Raw genomic sequence first — 23,323 nt, forward strand, 5'->3', positions numbered from 1 at the left:
GTTTAAAACTCAATCTCGAAATCATTGCAGTATCAAGAATCCACACCAAATAAGTCTCGTGTATAAATTTTCTCTTTCACTTCAAGGACATCATCTGTCATACGGTTAGCCACGATCACATCAGAGATATCATTAAACTCTTTTAAATCTTTAATCACTCTAGAGTTGAAAAAGTGCTCTTCTGTTAAAGCAGGTTCATATACAACGACTTCCACCCCTTTGGCTTTGATTCGCTTCATGACACCTTGAATCGCGGACGCTCGGAAGTTATCAGAACCCACTTTCATGACCAAGCGATAAATTCCTACAACTTTAGGCTTGTTTTTGAGGATAGATTCGGCCACAAAGTCCTTACGCGTTGAATTTGCATCGACAATGGCGCGCACCAAGTTGTTTGGCACTTTATCGTAGTTCGCCAAAAGCTGCTTGGTGTCTTTTGGTAAGCAATAACCACCATAACCAAATGAAGGGTTGTTGTAGTGTTTACCAATTCGAGGATCTAGGCCAACCCCTTCAATAATCTGGCGACTATTGAGTTCATGAGATTCCGCGTAGCTATCCAGCTCATTAAAGAAAGCAACACGCATTGCTAAATAAGTATTGGCAAACAATTTAATGGCTTCTGCTTCGGTAGAATCTGTCAGCAATACATCTATGTCTGTTTTTTCTGCCCCTTGTACAAGAAGGTCTGCAAACACTTGAGCTCTCTCCGATTGCTCTCCAACAATAACGCGAGAAGGGTATAGATTATCGTAAAGTGCCTTACCTTCTCGTAAAAACTCGGGGGAAAACAGTAAATTATCAGTCAAATATTTTTGACGAGCAGACTTAGTAAAACCGACAGGAACCGTTGATTTCACAACCATTATGGCATTTGGATTGATTTCCATAACGTCTTTGATAACAGACTCAACATGACTGGTATTAAAATAGTTCGTCTCTGGGTCATAGTCTGTTGGTGTGGCGATAATGACATAGTCCGCATCAAGAAAAGCAGCTCTTTTATCAAGTGTTGCAACAAAATTTAACTCTTCTTCAGCTAGATAACGCTCAATATCTTTGTCTTCAATTGGCGATACTTTACTGTTCAGCATATCTACTTTTTCTGGAACAATATCCAAAGCAACAACCTGATTGTACTTCGCTAACAAAAGTGCATTTGAGATACCAACGTATCCAGTTCCTGCAACAGCAATCTTCATTAACCTTTGCCCTTATCCATCATAAACGCCATAACTATATAGCTAGCTATTTTACAGCCTGTTACACAATTAAAAACGTCTAATTTATCTTTTTTACTAATTCAAAGGAAAAAGTCATGAAAGTGACGTTTCTCGGAGCATTCGTTTAGCCCATTGACTCCAAGATCCAACGTACACTAAATGTGCTTCTATTCCCGCATAATTCAACGCCAGCACATTATGACAAGCTGTAACACCAGAACCGCAATAGTAAACATAATCACTGCTTTTGGACGATAGCCAGTCCTGCCACTCAACATGTAATTGCTCTGCAGGTTTGAAGTAACCATCAGCATCCAAGTTATCACTAAAAGGACGATTTATCGCACCGGAAATGTGTCCAGCAACAGGGTCTATCGTTTCATTCTCACCATTAAAACGATCAGGAGCTCTCGCATCTACCAATTGAAACCGATCTGTTTCGAAATTTTCGACAACCGCTTGCTCATTAACAGCCCAAGGAAAATCCACCTCAAACTGATAATCAACTGATTTGCTCCTCTCACTCTCTAAAGACACAGGCAATCCAGCTTTCAACCATGCAGGAAAACCACCATTTAATACACGAACATTGATACCCTGTTGAATTAGCATCCACCAGGCTCGAGCAGCAATCGCGCCGCCCATGTCATCATAAACTACGACTTCGCTTTCAGAACAGACCCCCCAATCTTGCAACTGTTTAGAAAACACGACCGACTCAGGCAAAGGATGCCGCCCCGTCATTTCTGTCTCAGGAGATGCAAGCTGATGATGAACATCAACAAAAATAGCTTTGGGAATATGCCCTTTTTGATATTCAAACAACCCCTTTGAATGGTCCGTTAAATAAAATCGGCAATCCAGCACAATCACATTTTCCTGCTCAAGCAGTACACTCAGTTCATTTGCATCTATCAAGCTTTTTAATAACACAATCATTCCTTAACAAGGCTAAAATTGACAAGCAAGCTTTTGTTAACGCTTACAAGCCTACTTTGGTTCTTCTGTTTTTGTTAATATTCACACTAATTATTTCAACTTCCGAGTTTTTTTATGTTACGTATTGATATCATTCTTACAGAGCAAGGTTTAACTAAGTCTCGCTCTCAGGCTCAAGCTTTTATCAGCGCAAATCGAGTCTCATACAAACATAACGGAACATGGTTGAAAGCAAACAAACCTAGCTTAAAACTCTCCCCTGACGTAGAGCTCAACATTACCCAAGATGAGTCTGATAAATACGTTTCTCGCGGAGCATTAAAGCTAGAAGGTGCGCTATCGCATGCTCAACTAGACATTAAAGGTTTCAATGTAATAGATATCGGCCAGTCTACCGGTGGCTTTAGTGATTGTGTAATACAGCACGGTGCAGCCCATGTGGTCGGAATCGAAGTTGGCCATGATCAATTAGATTCACGTTTACGCGATAACCCAAACATAACTTGCTTAGAAGGCATTAATGCTCGCAATCTTTGTATTGATGATTTAAATGAGCACTTTCCTGAAAACGGTTTCGACTTGGTTGTAATGGATGTTTCTTTTATCTCTCAAACAAAAATCCTCCCACAATTGCCTGCATTGCTGAGTGAGAGCGGCCACTTAATCACATTGGTCAAACCACAATTTGAAGTAGGCAAAGAATTCATTGGCAAAGGGGGAATCGTAAAAGACCAAAAGCGTGTAAGCCAGTTAAACCATAACATTCAAGCTTTTGTAAAAGAACTGGGATTTGAGACTCAATGCTACATTGAAAGCCCAATCAAAGGCGGAGATGGCAACCAAGAATTCTTACTCTGGGCTACTAAAGCCCAATCGTAAAAAAGAGAGCTTATAGTATTTCGTCATAATTTAGGTGTTGGTTTGGAGTGATTTCCCTAGCTTCTTTTTCTTCCAATTCAGTGATGTAGTTTCTCGCCATATAAAAACCTAAACAGCCGAATATGACAGAACCAATCGCTTGGCCAAACAGTATTCCCTCAGCGCCCATAACCAAAGCAAATATCGTAATCAAAGGCCAAGTTCCTAGGGTCGCACGGCCAAAGTTAAGCAAGGTGCTATTAAAAGGCTTTCCTAAATTATTAAACACGGCGATGGCGATAAACAGCAAACTCTGAAAGAAAAAGCTAAAAGAAACAAAGGTCGCAAAAAAGCGGATCAAATCAGCACTTTCTTGCGTTGCACTAAACACAGACACCAGCCAATCTTGTATTTGATATAAACATAAACACAAGAGAACACAGTAACCAAACGCATATATAACCGCACCACTAATAGCATCGTGCATACGATCAAAACGACCAGCCCCGTAGTTTTGTCCTAAAATCGGCCCAACAGCCCCAGACAAAGCAAACACGCCAGCAAAAACAACAGGAATAACACGACCAATAATCGCCATAGCTGCAACAGCATCGTCTCCAAATGATGACGCATGCTCCATAACAATTGCGTTCGCCAAGGGAGAAGACATATTCGTCAGCATAGCAGGTACAGCGATAACTGAAATGGATTTCACATCTTTGAAGAAATCCATCAAATCAAATTCAGACAACATCTTGTGGACATAAACTACGCCATAATATGACACAGCCACCATGGAAAAACGGGCAATCAACGAAGCAATCGCAGCACCCTGCACACCTAACCCGAATGCAAAAATAAAGATAGGATCGAGTACCGCATTAATTAACCCACCAACTAAGGTGGCATACATAGCACGACGCGCATCGCCCAAAGCACGCATAATTCCAGAACCAATCATGCCTATCATCACGGCTGGCATTCCAAGAATCAATATCTGTAAATACCCGGTTGCCAAATCTAAAGTAAGCCCTGTCGCACCAACAAACAGAAGGATATGAGGGATTTTAGGCCACAAAAACCACACCACGGAAGAAGAAAAAATAATACCAAATGCCAATACATTCACGGACCGCCGTTTGGCTAACTCTAAATCCCCTTTGCCTATTGCCTTTGAAACCAAAGCCGTCGCAGAAATAGAAACAGCGATACTCAAAGAAATCGTAAAAAACATAATAGCACTGGAAAAACCAACAGCAGCAACCGCCTCTTTCTCACCCAACATAGAGAGAAACAGCATATCAACTAGATCGACAAGAAACATGCACATCAACCCAAATGCACCTGTCATCGACATAACAGCAACATGTTTAAAAGTTGAGCCTTGTGTGAGTTTTGCCGAACTTGGCATTTTTTCTCCTGAAAATACGGCCTAAAACACAGTTTATAAGCCATCGCTGAAAATAAAAAAACCGGACAAGCAAGCTCTTGTCCGGTTTTTTTATTTTCTCATGTCTCGCCTTTTGAGAGAATCCTTACTTTACCGATAACGCTAATGAATAGAGGAATTTTCACGATTAAATACGATTTTCTCTACATCGGTAAAACGCTCTGCGAAATGCACCGTCATTCCCTCTTTTACTGAATCCGGTAACTCATCAAAATCACGACGATTAGGCTCTGGCAAAATCACTTCGTTAATTTTACTTCGTTTAGCCGCAATAATCTTTTCCCGAATACCGCCCACAGCGAGCACTTGTCCTGTTAATGTTAGCTCCCCCGTCATGGCCAATCCTCGACGAACAGACTCTCCTTTCGCCAACGACAGTAAAGCCGTCGCCATAGAAATACCCGCACTTGGACCATCTTTCGGCGTTGCGCCTTCTGGCACATGCAGATGCACCAATGACTTATCAAAGAATTCAGGGGATTTTTGGTAACTCTTTGTATGGGAGAAAACATAAGAATAGGCAATTTCTGCCGACTCTTTCATGACATCACCCAGTTTACCGGTCAATTTCAAACCTCTCGTAAGCTCATGCACTTTATTAGCTTCAATTGGCAATGTTGCTCCGCCCATAGAAGTCCAAGCCAAACCAGTAACGACACCCACTCCTTGCAAAGTCTTTTCGGCACGGAAGTACGGCATACCAAGCAAGGCTTCTACATCTTTCACCCCCACATTAATGTGCTCTTTTTCGCCTGTCATTAATTCAACAACCGATTTTCTTAACACCTTTTGTAGAAGTTTATCCAACCCTCGAACACCCGCTTCACGAGCATAATGCTCGATGATATGACGCAATGCGGCATCAGTAATATTGAGCTGTTTCTTTAGCAGCTTGTTTTTCTTAAGTAATTTAGGCCATAAATGCTGCTTGGCAATGGCAAGCTTCTCATCTGCGATATAGCCAGACAAGCGAATAACATCCATACGATCCAATAAAGGCGATGGAATGGTATCAAGCTGATTTGCAGTACAAATAAACAAAGCTTTCGACAAATCAATGCGCATATCCAAATAATGATCAAGGAACTCACTATTCTGCTCAGGGTCTAGCGCCTCAAGTAAAGAAGATGCAGGATCACCTTGAAAAGAAGAACCGATTTTGTCGATCTCATCTAACATGATCACAGGGTTTTCCACCTCAACATCTTTTAGCGCCTGTACAAATTTACCCGGTAGAGCGCCGATATAAGTTCGTCGATGACCTTTAATCTCAGCTTCGTCACGCATTCCCCCCAAACTAAATCGATAGAACTTACGGTTTAATGATTCCGCAATGGATTTACCAATCGAGGTTTTGCCTACACCAGGAGGGCCAACCAATAACAATATGGAGCCGCCCATTTCACCGCGATGCGCACCAAGCGCTAGGAACTCGACAATGCGATCTTTTATATCGCCTAGGCCTGCGTGGTGAGATTCGAGAACATCACGAGCAAGTTTGATATCTAAATTATCTTCAGAATGAACACCCCAAGGCAACGATGTTGCCCAGTCCAAGTAATTCCTTGTCACGCCATATTCTGGTGAACCGGTTTCAAGAATACTCAGTTTATGAAGCTCATCTTGTATTTTATCGTTCACTGCTTTTGTCAGTGTTTTACCTTCCAGTCTGGCTTCAAATGTTTCCACATCGGAAGTGCGATCATCTTTTGAAATCCCAAGCTCTTTTTGGATAACTTTAAGCTGCTCCTTGAGAAAAAACTCTCGTTGATGCTTGCTAATTTTATCGTTTACTTCGGCACTGATTTCATTATGCAAACGCGCAATCTCTAGCTCTTTCTTCAAAAGAGTCAAAGATAAACGCATACGCGCTTGAATCGATTTTGTGGCTAACACTTCGTACAAATCCTCCGCCTCAGCAGAGGTGATGGAAGCTGCAAAATCCGCCAGTAATCCAGACTCATTGAAAGAGAAACGCCCTAAATACAGTTTTAAGTCTTCGCTAAACAGAGGATTTAAGCGTATCAACTCCTTAATCGCATCCAGAATTGCAATGGAATAAGCCTTAGATTCGTCGTCCTTGACTGTTGAGTCATTAATATAGCGAACTCGAGCAAGATAAGGAGCTGTCTCACTTAACCACTCAATCACCTCGAAACGCTTCACACCTTGAGCCAAAAAAGTCAGTTTTTCATTCTGTTTTTCCGCTTTATGGACACGAGCCACACACCCTATCGAGCGAAAAGCATCAACAGTCGGTGCTGCTCCATTCTCTTTTTTATCTGAATAAACTAATCCAACGGCTGCCTGTGGATGTTCTGCAATTCGCTCCAGAGTGTCTTCCCATTTATCCGCATCCACCATAACAGGCTGAATTTGAGCAGGGAAAAAAGGCCGACTGGTGATTGGCAGTACAAATAAAGTTTCTGGTAGCACATCATCTGGTAATGCCAAACCTTTTGGGTCGCTAACCACAACACTTCCGTCTTCTTGGCTTAAATTGTCGTCGTCTTGTATATCTAAATATTGTTCGTCATCAATCATAAGAAACGTCTCAATAATTCCCGTTCTTTTTCAAAGCAATGAAAAATTAACATGGTGATTTATCTTTTATTTCCTCTTATGTAATGACGATCTAGCTAAAAACAACACTTAACCTGAGCTTTCAGCATTCTTCCTCACTTATAAAAATCAACCAAGAGGACAAGATTAGTTATTTGGCCTCTATTCACTTAATGCTATTATAAAAAGTATAAGCACAGCACAAACCCACTTTACCTCCAAAGTTCAAAATAAAGGACAAGCCGATGACCCGCGATGAACTACTTAGTACCTACAATGATATTTTTGTAATCGAGCACCCTTTTGTAAAACACAAACTCACCAGCCTACGCGACAAAAATACCAGCACGAGAGAGTTCCGCATGTTAGTGGAAGAACTTGGAATTCTAATTGGCTACGAGGCAACGCGCGACTTAGAAACGCAGGATATTGAAATTGAAACCCCTCTTGAAAAAGCTATGTGCCCTGCGCTGAAAGGGAAGAAACTTTGTATCGTGACTATCATGCGAGCTGGCAATGGCTTAGCAGAAGGCGTTCTTAAACTGTCTCCTTCTGCACGCGTTGGGCATGTTGGCTTGTATCGAGATCCAGATACCAAGCAGCCGGTAGAATATTATTTAAAAATGCCACATTCCGTGAATGAGCGCACCATCATTGTTGTCGATCCTATGCTTGCAACAGGTAATTCAGCAATTATGGCCATCGATAAAATGAAAGAAATGGGGGCAGCAGACATACGGTTCATTTGTCTTTTTGCGGCTCCAGAAGGAATAGAAGCATTCAAAAAAGCCCATCCAGATGTTGCAATGTACATAGGGGCAATCGATCGCGGATTAGATGATCATGCATATATCCGCCCAGGTGTTGGCGATGCTGGCGATCGTATCTACGGAACTCGATAATCACTAAACCATTAACCCACTAAAAAAGAGCCTCTTTTCTGGTTAAGAAAAGAGGCTCTTTTGCAAGATGCGAACAAGGTCAAAAAATCAGCTCTTCAGGGCTAGAAAAGCACCGGCACTTGCCATGATTCCCCCTGACGTACGGTTCAGCCTCTTCATTGAGCGCTCGGATTTCATTAAACGTCTGGCTTGTGAAGCCCCGACAGAAATTAAACTGATTCCCAACATCAGAGCAGTGAAAGCAAGTACTGCCGCAATCACAATATCAAAACCACTTAATACCGTTAAATCCATGAAAGTGGGTAAAAATGCGATATAAAATAGAATCACTTTAGGATTCGACGCAGAAATCATAAAACCTTGTATAAAACTTGCTACTTCGCTTTTTGACTCAAGCTGAGTAACCCCCTCAGAAGACGTAGCTACTGGCACCACCCACATTTTCCAACCAAGATAAATAAGATACGCAGCGCCAATATAGCGTATCGCCAAGAAAACACCTTCCCAAGTTGATGCAATCGCAGCTAGACCAAAACAAGCCATGACTAAATAAACAATGTCACTCATCACCATGCCAAGACAAAGAGAAACACTGGCTCGAGCGCCTTTTGTCATGCTTTTAGCAATCACAGCAAACACGCCTGGACCTGGCGTCACCGCAAAAATCAAAATTGCAAAGAAAAAAGTAATACCGCTTTCTAGTGTCATTTCTCTTACTCCACGCCACAACTGGCTAATACCATACGAGTAATAAACTGTTTTGCTTCTTCATAGTCGGAATCTTCTAAAGTGTCTTTTTGCAAAACAATTTTCACCTGCGCGTCAAAATCAGCATACGTCTGAGTCATCGCCCAAATACTAATAAAAAGATGCTCAGTAGACACGGGCGCCATCAAACCTTGGTCAATCCAAGTTTGCAATGTCGCTTTTTCACGAGCCAATTCAGTAACAAACAAACGTTTTAAGTAATCGAGAACAAACGGCTCTTCTCCAATCAACGCCATTGCAAACACTTTTGAAGCATTTTTGTTCATTCGAGATTGATCAACTTTCTCATCAATATAACGAGTGAGATTAATTCTAGGCCCATCTTCAATATTAAATTCGCTTACAGAATCAAGCCAAAGTCGCAAAATACGCTCAAGAACAGCTTCTAATAAATCTTTCTTAGAGCGATAATAATAATGAATATTCGCCTTTGGCAGCCCTGCTTCATTCGCAATCATTTGTGTTGTCGTTTTCGCCAAACCTTGGCGCGCAAAAACACGCTCAGATGTTTCTAAAATAAGCGCTTGGTTCTGTTCTCTAATATGGGACTTTAGCTGATCTTTTGCTCTTGTTGTTTTAGTCAAGAATATGCCTCACTGCTTACAGATACACTAAGAAAGCCTTCATACTGAAGTCATTCAATATAAATCATAAGAAAGTAGGATAGCATTTTTTAGAATAAGCACGAAGAAATTAGCAGCATAAAAAAAGGGAGCCGAAGCTCCCCATTTCCCCTCGTAGCAGAGACCTGATGACTATAGGCATTCGTCATTAGGCTAACTGCTACACCACGTTGGCGCTGTGATTGATTGCAATAAAAGCATTGCAGAATCAATGTTTTGAATCGATGGAGAAACCATCGTCAGTAGAAAGAAGTATCTACCGAAAACACACTGTGCTTTCATCATTCATTTTCAGAGAAAAACACAATGGCTTATGTAAGTCATACATTGATTATATGCAGCTGATTTCACAGTGCAATAGGTAGAAGAAAAAAACTGATCGATCGGTCAATTTTTTTTGATTTATTGTGCTTTTTTAGAAGGTAAAGATCTAGAAACAAGGTTCCGACCTTTCTTTTTAGAGCGATACAAGGCCTCATCCGCCCTTTTTAATACAGAATCTGGAAGCTCTCCTATATCAGCAAAAGCAACGCCAATACTTACCGTAACGTTAACATCCACCTCTCGCTTCTTTTTTGGCTCCAAAACCTGAACCAATGTTTCTTGTATATTTTCACGAACCAATTCTAAAATTTCTACGATTTCATCAACTCGATCATGACGAAAAACAACAGTAAATTCCTCCCCACCATAACGAAAAGCTCGACCTGGACTAGAAAAGCGCCTCAGCTGATTCGCAACACTCTTTAACACTTTATCGCCCATGTCATGACCATAAGTGTCGTTAAATTTCTTGAAGTGATCGACATCGACCATAGCCAATGCATATTGCTTTGGTAAACCAACCAACTTTTCATTCAACGCGCGCCTGCCTGGTAATTTGGTCATATCATCAAGATAAGCCATACGATGACTCTCCATTAACAAAAACCAAATCCACAGTAAAAACTGAGCAGAAAGGAGTACATCAAATTGAATATCTGATATCGCGAAATGACTGATGATTAGCAGACTTACAATACTCATCAGACCGCAAGCCCTAAAAGCATCACCACTTAACCACCAAGCAACACTGATCGCAGAAAGACTGACCGCCAACACACACCAAAGTAGAACAACAGACCAAGTGGTTGCCGTCTGAAAGAAAGCTTTATCTAAGAAAGCAAACGACACCCAGTTACGTTCGATGGCATAACACCAACTCACTAACATCAAAATAAATAAGGCACGATTGATCGCAAATCGATTAAAAAAACCTCGCTCTTGAACAAACCCAAGCAAAGCAATACAAAAACATGAAACCACTAAATAAGCTGTTAAAGACCCGCCTTGATCAAAGTCACCATATAACTTCGGAATCAAGAGCAAAAGCACCAAGAGAAGGACACGCCCCTTGTTGAAATGCCATGAAAGCAGCCCCCCCACACTAGCTAAAATCACAGGTAACAAAGGCAACAAACCAAGCCACAGAGATGACAGATGGTTTACATATAAACTGGTATACACACTGACAATGAGGATTAAAAATGGTGCCAACAGTGACTTCAAACGCTCAGACATATTAGCTCAAACCCAAACAATTATTCGAATAAAAAAGTAGATACATGACCTGTAAACAACGACTAAAAATGACACTTTGACTTAACTAGAGTAAATATTTACATTTCTTCATATAGTACTATTATGCATTATCTTGACTGTAGAAATACATCACTGACATATAAGTTTAAAAAAAGTAATTTCATTAATGAAAACAAAGAAATTAGAACATTTCCGATAAAGTGAGCAATCTATCCCACAATTTTTTGGAAGCTAAACAAAAACTAAAGCTATTAAATGGTTTTAGTTTTTTAGATAATAGTACTACCTTTAAGATAATGATTACGGGCTACGCGGAACCTTTTAGGTAAAAAAGCATAGCATGAAACGTATTTGAAATTTTGGCTTTTTTTATGAACAAGAACAAAACTTTAGACGTCTATTTTGTGATCATCATCCTCCTACTGATCATTCTGGGTGTCTTCATTCACAGCAATGAAGACCAGGAAAGCCCTAATTCTATTAGCGGAGTAGAAAATCTAGGCTCGTTTGAGTTTGACGAAGGTGAAGCCACGCCTTTTGAAAAAGCATATTTCAAATCCCACCCAATTAAATCTGATGTACCTGATTTTTCAACCATCGCTAATATAAAAGCTCGAAAAGCCGCTTTTTTCAATTTTCTAGCTCAATTTACATATGAAAAGAACAAGCTCACACAAGATGATCGAAAACGGATAAATGTACTGTTAAACAAAAGCACTATGTCGAAAAGAGAAAATCTGTGGGTATCAACAATGCGCAAATATCATAAGCTCCAACCTTTAGACACTTACTCCAAACAAGACTTAGAAGAGCTATTACACCATGTTGACATTATCCCTACCTCTCTTGTACTGGCTCAAGCAGCCAATGAATCTGCTTGGGGTACCTCTCGCTTCGCCACTGAAGGCAATAACTTTTTTGGTCAATGGTGCTTCAGTAGAGGCTGCGGCTTAGTCCCCACTTCTAGAGATGATGGAGCCGACCACGAAGTTCGCAAATTCCATGATGCAAGGGAATCTGTTTTTGCTTACATTGATAACTTAAACAGTAACTCAGCATATAAGAAATTGAGATCGATTCGCAGTTCATTGCGTGAGAATAACAAAGCTATCACTGGTTTAGCTTTGGTTTATGGACTAGAGCACTATTCTGAACGTGGTTATGCTTATATTGAAGAAATCGAAGCCCTTATAAATTACAACAAACTATGGCGCTTTAACAAATCACACCCCAATACAAAAGCACAATAAATCCATATAAGTATTAGGAAATCTCTTCTATGGGGTGGCTAAGAGTGCCCCCCTTCATTACAATACCGTAATATTTTACCCACTCACCAAACGAGGAAATTCAATTGGCCCGTTTACCTGTTATTGTTGGCTTTGGCGGAATAAATTCGGCTGGTCGTACTTCTTCACATCAAGCATATCGCCGAATTATTTTTGACCTTTTACCAATCTCTATCCAGCAGGACGTTTTACTAGATCTTGCCACTCTGACTAATACGGCAGAATATAAAAATGGTATGTGGCACACTGAGAACGGAGAATCATTAGATTCTGCATCCCTTATCGATAGCATTGGTGACTCTTTACTCGCTCGCACATTAATTCGTCGTATTCACCCTGACCTTTTCGATGTAGATCACGTTGTTTTACATAAATCAACGACATTGAACGCCAGTGCTCCTAATGAAAAATTACGCTTTTCAACAAAAACTCGCTCACTACCAAAAGAGCGTCCAACAAATTGGCAAGTCACCAAGGTCTCAGACACACTGAGCGAAGTTGTTGTCGATGGCAGTTTAGAAACCTTTATAAAAGACACAAGACCTTTATCTGTTAAAGCCGCAGGACAATTGCCAACAGGATTTGATCCTTCCAAACTTTACCAGAGCCGCAACCATCCTCGCGGTTTGCAAATGACGGTATATGGCGCATCTGATGCAATAAAAAGTAGCGGAATCGACTGGGAAGTTATTCGTAGCAAGGTTGCCCCTGATCAAATGGCTGTTTATGCAGCAAACTCCATTGGCCAAATGGATGACCTTGGGTTTGGTGGTATGCTTAAATCTGCCCTAATAGGTAAGCGTACAACATCAAAACACCTTCCTTTAGGTTATGCGCAAATGCCTGCTGACTTCGTTAATGCCTACATATTAGGCAGTGTCGGAAGTGTTGGTACTTCTATCGGTGCATGTGCAACCTACTTTTTCAATTTAGAAAAAGCCATTGATGGCATCAAATCAGGAAAGTTCCGTGTTGCTATGGTTGGAGGAAGTGATGCTCCTATTACGGCTGAAATCATTGAAGGCTTTAGAACCATGGGAGCTTTGGCAGAAGACACAGCTCTCCTTGCCTTAGACCAAATTAGCAATCAAGCAGAGCCAGACCATACTCGCAGCTGTCGCCCTTTTGCACAAAACTGCGGCTTTACTATTGGCGAGTCAAGCCAGTGGACACTGCTGATGGATGATGAACTTGCAATCGAACTTGGTGCAGAAATTTACGGCGCTATTCCTGCTGTATTCTCTTATGCTGATGGACACAAAAAATCCATCTCTGCGCCTGGCATTGGCAATTATCTAACTATGAGCAAAGCCATGGCATATTTGCAAAACATCATTGGTAATGATGGCTTAACTAAGCGCACCTTCATTCAAGCTCATGGCACTAGCACACCGCAAAACAGAGTGACTGAATCTCACGTACTAAGCAAAGCCGCCACCAGCTTTGGTGCGACTGACATCCCCGTTGTTGCCATGAAAGCTTTCTTAGGTCATTCCCAAGGAACCGCTGGCGGAGATCAACTTCATTTATCTCTAGGTGTTTGGAAAGACGGTATTTTACCTGGAATCACAACATCCCACGCAGTAGCTGATGACGTTTATCAAGATGGTTTGAAATTCCAACTGAAGCATGAAGCGTACGGCAAAGATTACTTTGACGCAGCTCTTCTTAACTCAAAAGGTTTCGGTGGAAACAATGCAACAGCTGTTTTGCTGTCACCAAATCAGACAATGAAAATGCTAGAGAAACGCTATAACACTGAACAGATAGACGAGTACAAAACAAAAAATGCCAAGATACTTGAAGCAGCAGAGCAATATAATCAAGCGGCTATTAAAGGAGAAGCTTTGCCTATCTACAAGTTCGGTTTCAATGTACTTGGTGGTGAAGATCTAGACATTTCTAGCAATGAAATCCAGCTACCGGGATACGATGTCGCAGTGAATCTGAGCGATATCGAAAATGAATTTAGCGATTTGAAATAAGAATTCATCTATCAGCCTACGCCTAAACTAAGGTGTTGGCTGATCTATCTCTTGAATAAATACTTTTTTACAGCAACTCACTCCTGCAAAAATTTCTAATCTTTAAATATCGATCTGGAAGTTCGAGACAAGGGTAGTATCAAAGCTGTCAACAGGGTGTTCACCAAACCATAAGATAAAAGATACACCTCTTCAGATAAGCTAAGTTCTAAGTGCAAACTCACAAAGAACAAGTTTGGAAGAACAATAAAAAGCCATATCCCCACCACCAAACAAAATTGCCCAAAGATAGATAAAATCTGAACTTTCCCTAGCAACCAAGCAATGAACAACAAATACATAAAAGCAGAAAAAGCGAACATCAAGACAGCTTTAGCTTCCGGCTGTTGCTGGCTAGCACCTTCCAGTAATGGTCTCCCCAAAAATAATGAAGGGGTTGATGCATACCAAAGCACGCCAACAATGATCTGAAAAACAAACACTAAGATTATTGCTTTAAAATTCATTCTATACACATCATCCACCTTTTCGATTTATGAGCACCTCAAGCCCATCAACTACTGCGCTTGATATAATTCTTTAACCAAATTTCGTAGTTTTGAGCGCCATGGTCTTTGCTTAATACCAAAGTGATTAAACACCCTTCTACAAGATAACGACTGCCTACGCATTACATGATCTTGTACGTCAGGAAATACATCACCAATGGCTTCAACTTCTACTTGAGCTTTGGGGTCAAACTGACCTGACGTCGCCACAATGGCTTCAACCAGACCAATCCAACTTATTTCTTCTGCACAACAATAATGATAGATGCCTGTATTCGTCGAACCGTAATGTCCTTGATTCACCATAGAAAAAATAACTCGAGCTAAATCAGAAATAGGTGTTGGACTACCAATCAGATCATCTTTATAAGCAAGGTTCACACCATCTTGTATTAAACCAAGAGTCCTGCAAACAAAATCATCCCCTTGCCCACTGAATAACCACCCTGTTCTGAGCACAATATTTTTAGGGTTGCTCAATACAATCGATTCTGCTTTTACTAAAGCCTGGGCATAAGGCTCTGTACTATCTGGCTCATCTGTTTCTGAATATGGAGCATCTTTATGACCAGAAAATACTCTTGCACTGCTAATCATAAGCAGCGGCACTTCGACTTTATTACTTAAATAATTCAATACTGACTGAAAGGCAGAGTAATCATCTTGCAAGGCATAACGCAAACTTAGAGCATCAATCACCACATCAAATTGCATAGCAGCGAGCTCTAGCTCTGCATTTTCACCCAACAAGATAGTTTCTTCAGGACACAACCATTCAAACTCGCTCCTTTCTTTCGGCAATTGCAGTAAAGAAGAACCTACTTCGGTATTGCTCCCTAAAAGAAGAATGCGGATTGGCGCGTTAATATTTTGTACTGTATTCAATGTAAATCCTCATGCCACATAGGGAAAATTCTCAGTAGATTAGCACAAGTCTGTGCGGTTATCTGCTCCACACTTTCATCTCGTACCATCGCCGCATGCTGTGCCACAGCGAGAACAGAAAGTGGTGTATTCATCTGCCCTTGAGAACCATATAAAGGCATATCTGGAGAATCCGTTTCAAGCACAAATGCACTGCTTTCTATGGCGTTTAATACTCTGTGCGCTTTTTGAGCTCTAGGATAAGTAATGGTACCGCCAATCCCAAGCACAAACCCCATATCTAAAAAGCGCTTTGCTTGCTCAAAGCTACCATTGAAAGCATGAACAATGCCGCCACGTTTAAATCCAGCTTCACGTAAACATTTAAAGAGAAGGTCGTAACTTTTTCGCGCGTGCAGAATGACGGGTAAATCAAGCGCTTTAGCCACTGACAGCTGCTGGGAAAAGAAAGTCACTTGAATCGCCATATCAACCGACCCAGGCCACAAATCCAAACCGATTTCACCAACGGCCACCACTCGATCAGTCTCACATTGATGACCAAGTAGCTCAATTTGATCAAGCGATGCGTCTTTCAAGAAATAAGGATGCAAGCCATAAGCAACACGCCATTGAGGGTAACGTTTTACTAGAGACTCAAGGTTTGACCAGCTTGAATACTGAGTGGCAGGCACAAGAAAACCTGACACACCACTATTGCAGCAATCTATCATCAATTGATCACGCTGATCATCAAACACACTGAAATCTAAATGGCAGTGACTATCAATTATCATGTTTAAAAGATTACATGATTTACTATATAAAGCACTAGCTATGACGCAGACAAAAATAAAAAAGCCGCACTATAAAAGTACGGCTTATAAAAAGAAAGACACAAAAATACTTTAAAGCGATGGTCCTGCTTTTTTAATCACCTCAGAGACGGTATCAAACTTCCTAAAGTTCTCTACAAATTGAGCGATCAAGTTTTGAGCCTGTTCTTCGTATGCAGTTTGGTCAGACCAAGTTTTTCGAGGGTTAAGTAATAAACTATCCACACCTGGAACCTGTAATGGCACATCTAAATTTACATCATCTAAATGTTCTGTCGTCGCGCCAATCAATACCCCCGATTGAATAGCCGCAATAACCGCACGAGTTGTTGGGATGCTAAAACGCTTACCACCTTTACCATGAGCGCCCCCAGTCCAACCTGTATTGACTAGATACACCTGACTACCAAACTCTTCGATACGTTTGATCAGCAGATCGGCATAAACATCCGCTGCACGAGGAAAGAAAGGCGCACCAAAGCAAGTAGAAAAAGTGGATTTTATCCCCGTTCCAGCTCCAACTTCCGTAGAGCCAACCAAGGCAGTGTAACCACTCAGAAAATGATATGCCGCCGCTTCCTTAGAAAGAATCGAGACAGGAGGTAAAACACCCGTTAAGTCACAAGTTAAAAAGATAATCGCATTAGGTTCGCCAGCATGGTTATCCAATGCTCGTTTCTCAATATGCTCACGGGGATAACCAGCACGACCATTTTGACTTAAGGATGTATCGGCATAATCCGCAACTCGCGTATCAGCATCTAATACAACGTTTTCGACAATAGTGCCAAATTTAATCGCATCCCAAATAATAGGTTCATTCTTCTGTGATAAATCAATTGTTTTTGCATAGCAACCACCTTCAATATTAAAGACTGTTCCTTTCCCCCAGCCATGCTCATCATCACCGATTAAAAAACGCCCTGGGTCGGCAGATAACGTCGTTTTTCCTGTGCCAGACAGACCAAAAAACAAAGTAACATCGTCATCAGAACCTACGTTAGCAGCACAATGCATAGGCAAAACATCGTGCTCTGGCAATAAGTAATTTTGCACAGAAAACATCGCTTTCTTCATTTCACCGGCATAACGCATACCGGCAATTAACACTTTACGCTCAGCAAAATTTAAGATGACACAGCCATCTGAATTTGTGCCATCTCTTTCCGGCTCACAGACAAAGTTTGGAGCGTTTAAAATCTGCCACTCATTTTTTGATGAAGGATTATAAATGTCTGGACGTATAAACAAATTACGCCCAAAAAGGTTATGCCACGCCGTTTCCGTACGCATGAGAACTGGCAAATAATATTGATCACCCGAGCCGACATGAAGATTCGACTCAAAAGACTCACGCCCATCCAAATAACTTGCCACTCGAGCCCATAACGGAGCAAATTTTGCTTCAGGAAAAGGCCGGTTAACCCCACCCCATTGGATATTATTCTTACTAGATGCTTCCTCTACAATATAACGATCCATCGGAGAACGCCCTGTACGAGCGCCAGTTTCAACAACAAGCGCTCCATTATCCGCAAGAACACCTTCATTATTCAGCAACGCTTTTTCAACTAGCTGAGGTGTCGTTAAGTTTCTATGTGTTCGAGTCACACTTGTTGGGGCATTCATTTTGCTAAATCCTCTGAGCAATAAAAGTTAATCTGATTATTTGAATTATTATCGGTGCTTTTTTAGACACCGCCAAATACTAACAAAGCATTCTAAGAAAGCATATCCTTAGAACATTATGTTATTTTATTACCATTTTGAAAGAATGAATAAAAATATAAGCCTTTGATTTGTATGACAAATTAACAAAAAATAGACTTTTTAGCTATATTTGAGGAAGACCAATACTTTTTAGTATTTTTGCGCCCAATGATCTTGTAATTTTCTTTCTTTTTCTTTCTCCACTTCGTCAAAAAAACCCCTTTTAACCAGCGATTTAATAGAAATAAAAAGTAAATTTATTGCCTTAGCTCAATAAACAGACATTAATTGTGTGGGATTTCTATTAAATGACATCAAAAAAACATAATTTTTTAAACTTTTCATGCATTCAATATGTCCTGAACTGTCTCGCTTCGTGATAAGATTAGTTCTTCAATTTCCCCTAATTGTTCAAAAGGTTGATCGATATTTATGTTAAAAACGAATCAGAACTGCAATATTGGATTTGTCGGCCTGGGTGTCATGGGTAAAAACTTAGCCTTAAACTTAGCCGATCATGGTTACCGAGTTGCTGGTTTTGATCTTGATACACATAAAGTAAAAGACGTCCTTGATACCGAGACAAAAGAACGCCCTGATACAGTAACAGACGCTAGAATCATCGGTTGTTCAAGCATGGAAGAGATGCTTTCGAACTTAGTAAAGCCTCGCGTTATCGTGGTTCTGGTTCCTGCAGGAAGCCCTGTTGATGCTGTATGTAACAACCTTATTAGAGCTGGCCTAGAAGCCGACGATATTGTTGTAGATTGCGGTAACAGCCAATGGACTGACACCATTCGTCGAGAATCCGAGTACAAAGAAAAATTCAAGTTCTTCGGCACAGCCGTTTCAGGTGGTGAAGTAGGCGCTCGCTTTGGCCCATCATTAATGCCAGGTGGCGATGCAGATTCCTGGAAATACCTACAGCCAATGTGGGAAGCCGTTGCCGCTAAAGTGGATAAAGATGGCAAACCTATTGTTAGCAACACTCCTGGCAAGCCTGTTACAGAAGGCGAACCATGCACAGCTTACTTGGGACCAAATGGTGCAGGTCACTATGTAAAAATGGTCCATAACGGCATCGAATACGCCGACATGCAACTTATCTGTGAAGCCTATCACCTACTTCGCTCCTTATTAGGCTATGAGCCAGAAGAAATTGGCAAACTTTTTGAAAAATGGAACCAAGGCGTTTTAAACAGTTACCTTGTCGAAATCACAGCGGACATTCTTCAGCAATATGATGAAGCAACTGGTGCACCATTAGTCGATATGATTCTCGACAGCGCAGGCCAAAAAGGCACTGGTCGCTGGACATCTATCAGCGCAACTCAAATGGGCGTTCCAGCAGGTATTATCAGCGAATCTGTTTACGCTCGCGCACTCAGCACATTAACCGCAGAACGTGAACACGCAGCAGGGAAGTTAGTTACTGATGTAGAAAGTGGTGAAATCGAAGCCGAAGAAGTTGAAAAGGCGATTGAACAAGCGCTCTACTGCGCGAAAATTTGTGCTTACGCACAAGGCTTCCAACTCATGCGTGCCGCTCAGAAAGAATACGACTGGAAACTGAACTTTACTGACATCGCTAAAATCTGGCGTGGTGGTTGTATCATTCGAGCTTCTTTCTTACAGAAAATCGCTGATGCCTTTATAGATAATCCAGAGCTTGAAAACCTACTTCTGAACGATTACTTCGCAGATGCTATGGCAAGCAAACAAGCAGGTCTTCGCAAAACAGTTGTTCTAGCCGCTCAATCAGGCATTCCTGCTCCGTCGATTTTCTCTGCTCTTGCCTACTTTGATGGCTACCGCTCTGAGGTATTACCAGCCAATCTATTGCAAGCACAACGCGACTACTTCGGTGCTCACACGTATGAGCGAGTCGATGCTGAGCCAGGCCAGAAGTTCCATACTTATTGGCAAGAAGAAGGCCGACCAGAGCGCAAAGCGTAATCTGTAAAAGCCCAAAATAGCCATAAAAAAAACCGCAAACTGAATAAATCAGTTCGCGGCTTTTTTATGCGCTCAACTTTCTAATCTTTCGGCTTAAACTGTCGCCCTTGCCTCCTACTTTTGCCTTTCATTCTTAATACATAGGCGATTACTTCTTCATCTGCTTTTCCATTGAGGTTAGCATGCCTCTTAACATACCAAGCTCTTGCTGATCTAATCGAGAGCGCTGGAATAGTCGGCGAAAACGCGTCATCACCTGCATTGGCATTTTAGGATCTAAGAATTCTGTTTGGACCAATACTTTCTCAAGATGCTCAAGTAAGTAGTCAATTTGCTCTACATTGGCAGCAGGCACATCCCATTTGCTTTCCACCGCTGGTGCGTCTTTCATTAACAATGATTTCATACGCAGTTCATAAGCAATTACTTGCACAGCAGCTCCTAAGTTCAGTGAACTGAAGGTTTCAACAGACGGAATATGAACATGATAATTACAGCGCTGTAACTCTTCATTTGTTAAGCCTCGATCTTCTCGACCAAAAACAAACGCCGTTTCTAAAGCCTCATTAAATACCAAATCAGCCGCTTCTCTTGGATCAACCAAAGGCCAAGGAATATTACGTTCACGAGCACTGGTTCCGATAACTAATTGGCAATCCGCCAAGGCTTCTTCCAATGTTTCCACGACTACAGCATTTTCCAATATATCCGTCGCACCAGAAGCTCGGCTCACCGCTTCATCACTTGGGTACTGCTTAGGTGCAACAAGATAAAGGTCTGCTAACCCCATGTTTTTCATGGCTCGAGCAGCCGCCCCAATATTGCCGGGATGGGAAGTATTAACAAGGACAATTCTGACTTTATTTTGCATTCTATGAGTCCAACAATAGCGATTTAATAAATCCACGTATCTTATCAGATATTTATTACAAAGCCTTAAACTGATCAGTTTTTCATCAAAACTTAACTAGTAAAGCTGGCTGTATTGAGCTAGAATTCGCGCTCTTATTTAGGCCATCCGCTCATTTTTTATCCAATGGAATAAAAATCAGCTGGTCGCCCGCTCTTTAACACTTACTCTTAAATACTTTAATTTGGCAACTTGTCGTCCTACTGACGGTATGTGCTTTTAATGACGGAATAATCGACGGTAAATTATGCAACCTAGAATCAATGTCGCACTTAAGGCAGCTCGCTCTGCTGCAGAATATATAGTTCACTCTCAAGAGAAATTGCTTTTTGATAAAGAACAAGGTCAATCTGCTGAACACGTTTATGAAACTGTTTGCTCTGGTGCTGAACGCAGCATTGTTTACCACCTAGAAAAAGCCTACCCAGAAGACACAATTACTACTCGCCTTCAAGGTACAGTACAAAAAGGTGAAGAAGGCGAATGGATTATTGATGCGATTCAAGGTCAACATTTGTTTTCACGAGGCTTAACTGGCCACGTCATTACTATGAGCTATTTAGTTGCCGGTAAAGTGGAACACGCTCTTGTGCTAAACCCACATACAAAAGACGAATTTTACGCAAGTAAAGGCCGTGGCGCTTATCTAAACAACTCCCGTATTCGCAGCAGTACAGCTCGTGAATTGAATAATGCAACATTGGCAGCTCAATTCCCTGCGACAGATCGCACATCAACTTATTTGTCTGGTCAATTTGCCGTGCTTACTGAAGTTGCAGAAAAAGGCGCACGCGTTGTAATGCAAGACGCTCCAGCTTTGATGTTAGCGAATGCTGCAGCAGGTCGTCTTGACGGCGCTTGGGGTATTAATCTTCGCGAATGGGAAATGCAAGCACCTTTGTTTATCGCAAAAGAGTCTGGCTGTTTGTTCGCAGGCTTTGATGGTTCGCCAAGCTTAGAAAAAGGCAATGTACTATGTGCAGCGCCTCGTCTATTTAAAGCACTACTGCCTACGCTAAATAAACACCTTAGCGTGTAATATCCAAAACATATAAAAAGGGCCTCTTTCCTATTGCGAAAGAGGCCCTTTTTTATTGTCTGCAACAAGCTTTACTCTGCTAAAAACTCATTAACATCAATGTTTATGGTGATGGTGCTCGTGATGATGTTCCTGCACATCGTGGGAATCACTCACCTCTTCACCCGGGTAAAATAAACCAATATCCTGACGAATTTCATCTAATGTCGCCATTAACTCTAGGCTGTCTTGCCAACTGTGATTAGGGCTTTGAAGTAAGCCTTCCTCAAGACATCGATTTACTTCATCAACCTCGAATTGATAACCATTACCTGGGAAGTCGAATTCCACAGCGCGCTCTTGATCTTCACCTATTACGATGCGGCATGACTTAGCTTTAAACCATTCTGAAGCGATTTCAATATAGCCTTTCGAGCCAGACAACACAGCGCGATTAGGATTATAAGAGATCAAAGACGCCTCTAGTGAAGCCAGCTGTCCGCTTTCCCAACCTAATAAAATCTGCTCAAAGACATCCACTTCTGTGTCTCCGATCACCGCTTGATTTTGTATGAAATCCGGTTTACCGAAGAAAAGTTGCGCTAAGAAAATAGGGTAAATCCCAATATCCAATAAAGCACCGCCGCCCATTTCAAGCTTCATCAAGCGATGCTCAGGATCAGTCGGAGCAAGGAAGTTAAAGTTGGCTTGAATACTACTCAAAGTGCCAATATTCCCTTCTTCAACCCATTCAAGAACTTGTTCAACAACAGGATTAAAGCGTGTCCACATTGCTTCCATGACAAAGACATTATTTGCCAAAGCAAGGTCGTAAAGCTCTTTAGATTGACTTTCATTAAGCGTAAATGGCTTCTCACAAAGCACCGCTTTGCCCGCTAAAATACAAGCTTTAGTCAAATCATAATGATAAATATGAGGAACAGCGATGTAGATAACATCCACTTCATGACTGTTAATCAGCGAAAAATAATCCACAAAGGCTAACTCAATATCAAACTCCGTTGAAAATTTATCCGCAGACGCCTTATCACGAGAAGCAACCGCACGGAGCTCGCCCGACTTCACATAACGAAAGTCACTTGCGAATGAATGGGCCACCTGACCGGTACCAATAATACCCCAGCGTATCTTCTTCATAGGATTGTCCCCACAGACATAATCAACAGACAGACACTAGCAAAAAGGTTCAGTGCCTAAAAACGCCCACAGTTTGACGTCAATTAGAATGATAGTCCACTGGCATTTTTTTATCTTTATTACTGAAAAGAAAATTGATCTAT

19 protein-coding genes are annotated in these 23,323 nt (G+C 41.3%); 6 read left to right on the forward strand and 13 right to left on the reverse strand.

All coding sequences use genetic code 11. From position 1 onward, the window contains the following. Positions 1 to 32: 32 nt before the first annotated feature. Positions 33 to 1,202: a nucleotide sugar dehydrogenase gene (locus ABFY09_RS01925; RefSeq protein WP_347982607.1), complete on the reverse strand. Its 1,170-nt coding sequence runs from the start codon at positions 1,200 to 1,202 to the stop codon at positions 33 to 35. 114 nt (positions 1,203 to 1,316) lie between these two features. Next, complete coding sequence (locus tag ABFY09_RS01930) at positions 1,317 to 2,156, reverse strand: sulfurtransferase (RefSeq protein WP_347982608.1); 840 nt, start codon at positions 2,154 to 2,156, stop codon at positions 1,317 to 1,319. 120 nt (positions 2,157 to 2,276) lie between these two features. Here ABFY09_RS01930 and ABFY09_RS01935 point away from each other — a divergent pair, with 120 nt between their 5' ends. Next, positions 2,277 to 3,041, forward strand: coding sequence for a TlyA family RNA methyltransferase (locus tag ABFY09_RS01935; RefSeq protein ID WP_347982609.1), 765 nt, complete (start codon positions 2,277 to 2,279; stop codon positions 3,039 to 3,041). A gap of 10 nt (positions 3,042 to 3,051) precedes the next feature. Here ABFY09_RS01935 and ABFY09_RS01940 read toward each other — a convergent pair whose 3' ends face one another. Together ABFY09_RS01940 and lon are read right to left on the reverse strand one after the other, a co-directional pair. Beyond that, positions 3,052 to 4,431: an MATE family efflux transporter gene (locus ABFY09_RS01940; protein ID WP_347982610.1), complete on the reverse strand. Its 1,380-nt coding sequence runs from the start codon at positions 4,429 to 4,431 to the stop codon at positions 3,052 to 3,054. A gap of 141 nt (positions 4,432 to 4,572) precedes the next feature. Next, complete coding sequence (gene lon / locus ABFY09_RS01945; RefSeq protein ID WP_347982611.1) at positions 4,573 to 7,014, reverse strand: endopeptidase La; 2,442 nt, start codon at positions 7,012 to 7,014, stop codon at positions 4,573 to 4,575. Positions 7,015 to 7,277: 263 nt separating this feature from the next. Between lon and upp the strand changes: the two genes are divergently transcribed. Continuing rightward, a complete protein-coding gene (gene upp / locus ABFY09_RS01950; protein WP_347982612.1) occupies positions 7,278 to 7,934 on the forward strand; it encodes a uracil phosphoribosyltransferase in 657 nt (218 codons plus the stop codon). 87 nt (positions 7,935 to 8,021) lie between these two features. Here upp and ABFY09_RS01955 read toward each other — a convergent pair whose 3' ends face one another. The 3 genes from ABFY09_RS01955 to ABFY09_RS01965 all read right to left on the reverse strand — a co-directional run bounded on the left by ABFY09_RS01955 (position 8,022) and on the right by ABFY09_RS01965 (position 10,885). Next, complete coding sequence (locus tag ABFY09_RS01955) at positions 8,022 to 8,642, reverse strand: LysE family translocator (RefSeq protein ID WP_347982613.1); 621 nt, start codon at positions 8,640 to 8,642, stop codon at positions 8,022 to 8,024. 5 nt (positions 8,643 to 8,647) lie between these two features. Beyond that, positions 8,648 to 9,286 (reverse strand): TetR/AcrR family transcriptional regulator, encoded by a 639-nt coding sequence (locus ABFY09_RS01960; RefSeq protein ID WP_347982614.1) that lies wholly within the window; start codon positions 9,284 to 9,286, stop codon positions 8,648 to 8,650. Between the two features lie 441 nt (positions 9,287 to 9,727). Next, complete coding sequence (locus ABFY09_RS01965; RefSeq protein ID WP_347982615.1) at positions 9,728 to 10,885, reverse strand: GGDEF domain-containing protein; 1,158 nt, start codon at positions 10,883 to 10,885, stop codon at positions 9,728 to 9,730. A 392-nt stretch (positions 10,886 to 11,277) separates the two neighbouring features. On the opposite strand from ABFY09_RS01965, the gene ABFY09_RS01970 reads away from it, so the two are divergent. Together ABFY09_RS01970 and ABFY09_RS01975 are read left to right on the forward strand one after the other, a co-directional pair. Beyond that, a complete protein-coding gene (locus ABFY09_RS01970; RefSeq protein WP_347982616.1) occupies positions 11,278 to 12,156 on the forward strand; it encodes a glucosaminidase domain-containing protein in 879 nt (292 codons plus the stop codon). A gap of 104 nt (positions 12,157 to 12,260) precedes the next feature. Beyond that, a complete protein-coding gene (locus ABFY09_RS01975; RefSeq protein WP_347982617.1) occupies positions 12,261 to 14,180 on the forward strand; it encodes a beta-ketoacyl synthase N-terminal-like domain-containing protein in 1,920 nt (639 codons plus the stop codon). A gap of 95 nt (positions 14,181 to 14,275) precedes the next feature. Here ABFY09_RS01975 and ABFY09_RS01980 read toward each other — a convergent pair whose 3' ends face one another. From ABFY09_RS01980 to ABFY09_RS01995, 4 genes are all read right to left on the reverse strand, one after another. Further along, positions 14,276 to 14,686 (reverse strand): hypothetical protein, encoded by a 411-nt coding sequence (locus tag ABFY09_RS01980; RefSeq protein ID WP_347982618.1) that lies wholly within the window; start codon positions 14,684 to 14,686, stop codon positions 14,276 to 14,278. Positions 14,687 to 14,737: 51 nt separating this feature from the next. Then, positions 14,738 to 15,613, reverse strand: coding sequence for a sugar nucleotide-binding protein (locus ABFY09_RS01985; protein ID WP_347982619.1), 876 nt, complete (start codon positions 15,611 to 15,613; stop codon positions 14,738 to 14,740). Further along, on the reverse strand, positions 15,610 to 16,389 hold the full coding sequence (locus ABFY09_RS01990) for a TatD family hydrolase (protein ID WP_347982620.1): 780 nt from the start codon (positions 16,387 to 16,389) through the stop codon (positions 15,610 to 15,612). The genes ABFY09_RS01985 and ABFY09_RS01990 overlap by 4 nt, the downstream gene beginning before the upstream one ends. 111 nt (positions 16,390 to 16,500) lie before the next feature. Then, entirely contained in the window at positions 16,501 to 18,057 is a 1,557-nt protein-coding gene (locus tag ABFY09_RS01995) for a phosphoenolpyruvate carboxykinase (protein WP_347982621.1), read from the reverse strand. Between the two features lie 513 nt (positions 18,058 to 18,570). Between ABFY09_RS01995 and gndA the strand changes: the two genes are divergently transcribed. After that, positions 18,571 to 20,094 (forward strand): NADP-dependent phosphogluconate dehydrogenase, encoded by a 1,524-nt coding sequence (gene gndA / locus ABFY09_RS02000; RefSeq protein WP_347982622.1) that lies wholly within the window; start codon positions 18,571 to 18,573, stop codon positions 20,092 to 20,094. A gap of 148 nt (positions 20,095 to 20,242) precedes the next feature. On the opposite strand, the gene trmJ is transcribed toward gndA, so the two are convergent. Beyond that, positions 20,243 to 20,965 (reverse strand): tRNA (cytosine(32)/uridine(32)-2'-O)-methyltransferase TrmJ, encoded by a 723-nt coding sequence (gene trmJ, locus ABFY09_RS02005; RefSeq protein ID WP_347982623.1) that lies wholly within the window; start codon positions 20,963 to 20,965, stop codon positions 20,243 to 20,245. A 286-nt stretch (positions 20,966 to 21,251) separates the two neighbouring features. On the opposite strand from trmJ, the gene ABFY09_RS02010 reads away from it, so the two are divergent. Further along, positions 21,252 to 22,043, forward strand: a complete 792-nt coding sequence (locus tag ABFY09_RS02010) for an inositol monophosphatase family protein (RefSeq protein ID WP_347982624.1) — start codon at positions 21,252 to 21,254, stop codon at positions 22,041 to 22,043. Positions 22,044 to 22,139: 96 nt separating this feature from the next. On the opposite strand, the gene ABFY09_RS02015 is transcribed toward ABFY09_RS02010, so the two are convergent. Next, positions 22,140 to 23,180, reverse strand: coding sequence for a Gfo/Idh/MocA family oxidoreductase (locus ABFY09_RS02015; protein ID WP_347982625.1), 1,041 nt, complete (start codon positions 23,178 to 23,180; stop codon positions 22,140 to 22,142). Positions 23,181 to 23,323 lie beyond the last annotated feature (143 nt).

This window comes from Marinomonas sp. 5E14-1 (assembly GCF_039939215.1).
Lineage (GTDB): Bacteria > Pseudomonadota > Gammaproteobacteria > Pseudomonadales > Marinomonadaceae > Marinomonas.

Excerpts from the sequence above, each read along its gene's own strand:
- ABFY09_RS01925 (WP_347982607.1), bottom strand. The coding sequence starts at position 1,202 with ATGAAGATTGCTGTTGCAGGAACTGGATACGTTGGTATCTCAAATGCA.
- ABFY09_RS01935 (WP_347982609.1), top strand. The coding sequence starts at position 2,277 with ATGTTACGTATTGATATCATTCTTACAGAGCAAGGTTTAACTAAGTCT.
- ABFY09_RS01940 (WP_347982610.1), bottom strand. The coding sequence starts at position 4,431 with ATGCCAAGTTCGGCAAAACTCACACAAGGCTCAACTTTTAAACATGTT.
- lon (WP_347982611.1), bottom strand. The coding sequence starts at position 7,014 with ATGATTGATGACGAACAATATTTAGATATACAAGACGACGACAATTTA.
- upp (WP_347982612.1), top strand. The coding sequence starts at position 7,278 with ATGACCCGCGATGAACTACTTAGTACCTACAATGATATTTTTGTAATC.
- ABFY09_RS01955 (WP_347982613.1), bottom strand. The coding sequence starts at position 8,642 with ATGACACTAGAAAGCGGTATTACTTTTTTCTTTGCAATTTTGATTTTT.
- ABFY09_RS01965 (WP_347982615.1), bottom strand. The coding sequence starts at position 10,885 with ATGTCTGAGCGTTTGAAGTCACTGTTGGCACCATTTTTAATCCTCATT.
- ABFY09_RS01970 (WP_347982616.1), top strand. The coding sequence starts at position 11,278 with ATGAACAAGAACAAAACTTTAGACGTCTATTTTGTGATCATCATCCTC.
- ABFY09_RS01980 (WP_347982618.1), bottom strand. The coding sequence starts at position 14,686 with ATGAATTTTAAAGCAATAATCTTAGTGTTTGTTTTTCAGATCATTGTT.
- ABFY09_RS01990 (WP_347982620.1), bottom strand. The coding sequence starts at position 16,389 with ATGATAATTGATAGTCACTGCCATTTAGATTTCAGTGTGTTTGATGAT.
- ABFY09_RS01995 (WP_347982621.1), bottom strand. The coding sequence starts at position 18,057 with ATGAATGCCCCAACAAGTGTGACTCGAACACATAGAAACTTAACGACA.
- gndA (WP_347982622.1), top strand. The coding sequence starts at position 18,571 with ATGTTAAAAACGAATCAGAACTGCAATATTGGATTTGTCGGCCTGGGT.
- trmJ (WP_347982623.1), bottom strand. The coding sequence starts at position 20,965 with ATGCAAAATAAAGTCAGAATTGTCCTTGTTAATACTTCCCATCCCGGC.
- ABFY09_RS02010 (WP_347982624.1), top strand. The coding sequence starts at position 21,252 with ATGCAACCTAGAATCAATGTCGCACTTAAGGCAGCTCGCTCTGCTGCA.
- ABFY09_RS02015 (WP_347982625.1), bottom strand. The coding sequence starts at position 23,180 with ATGAAGAAGATACGCTGGGGTATTATTGGTACCGGTCAGGTGGCCCAT.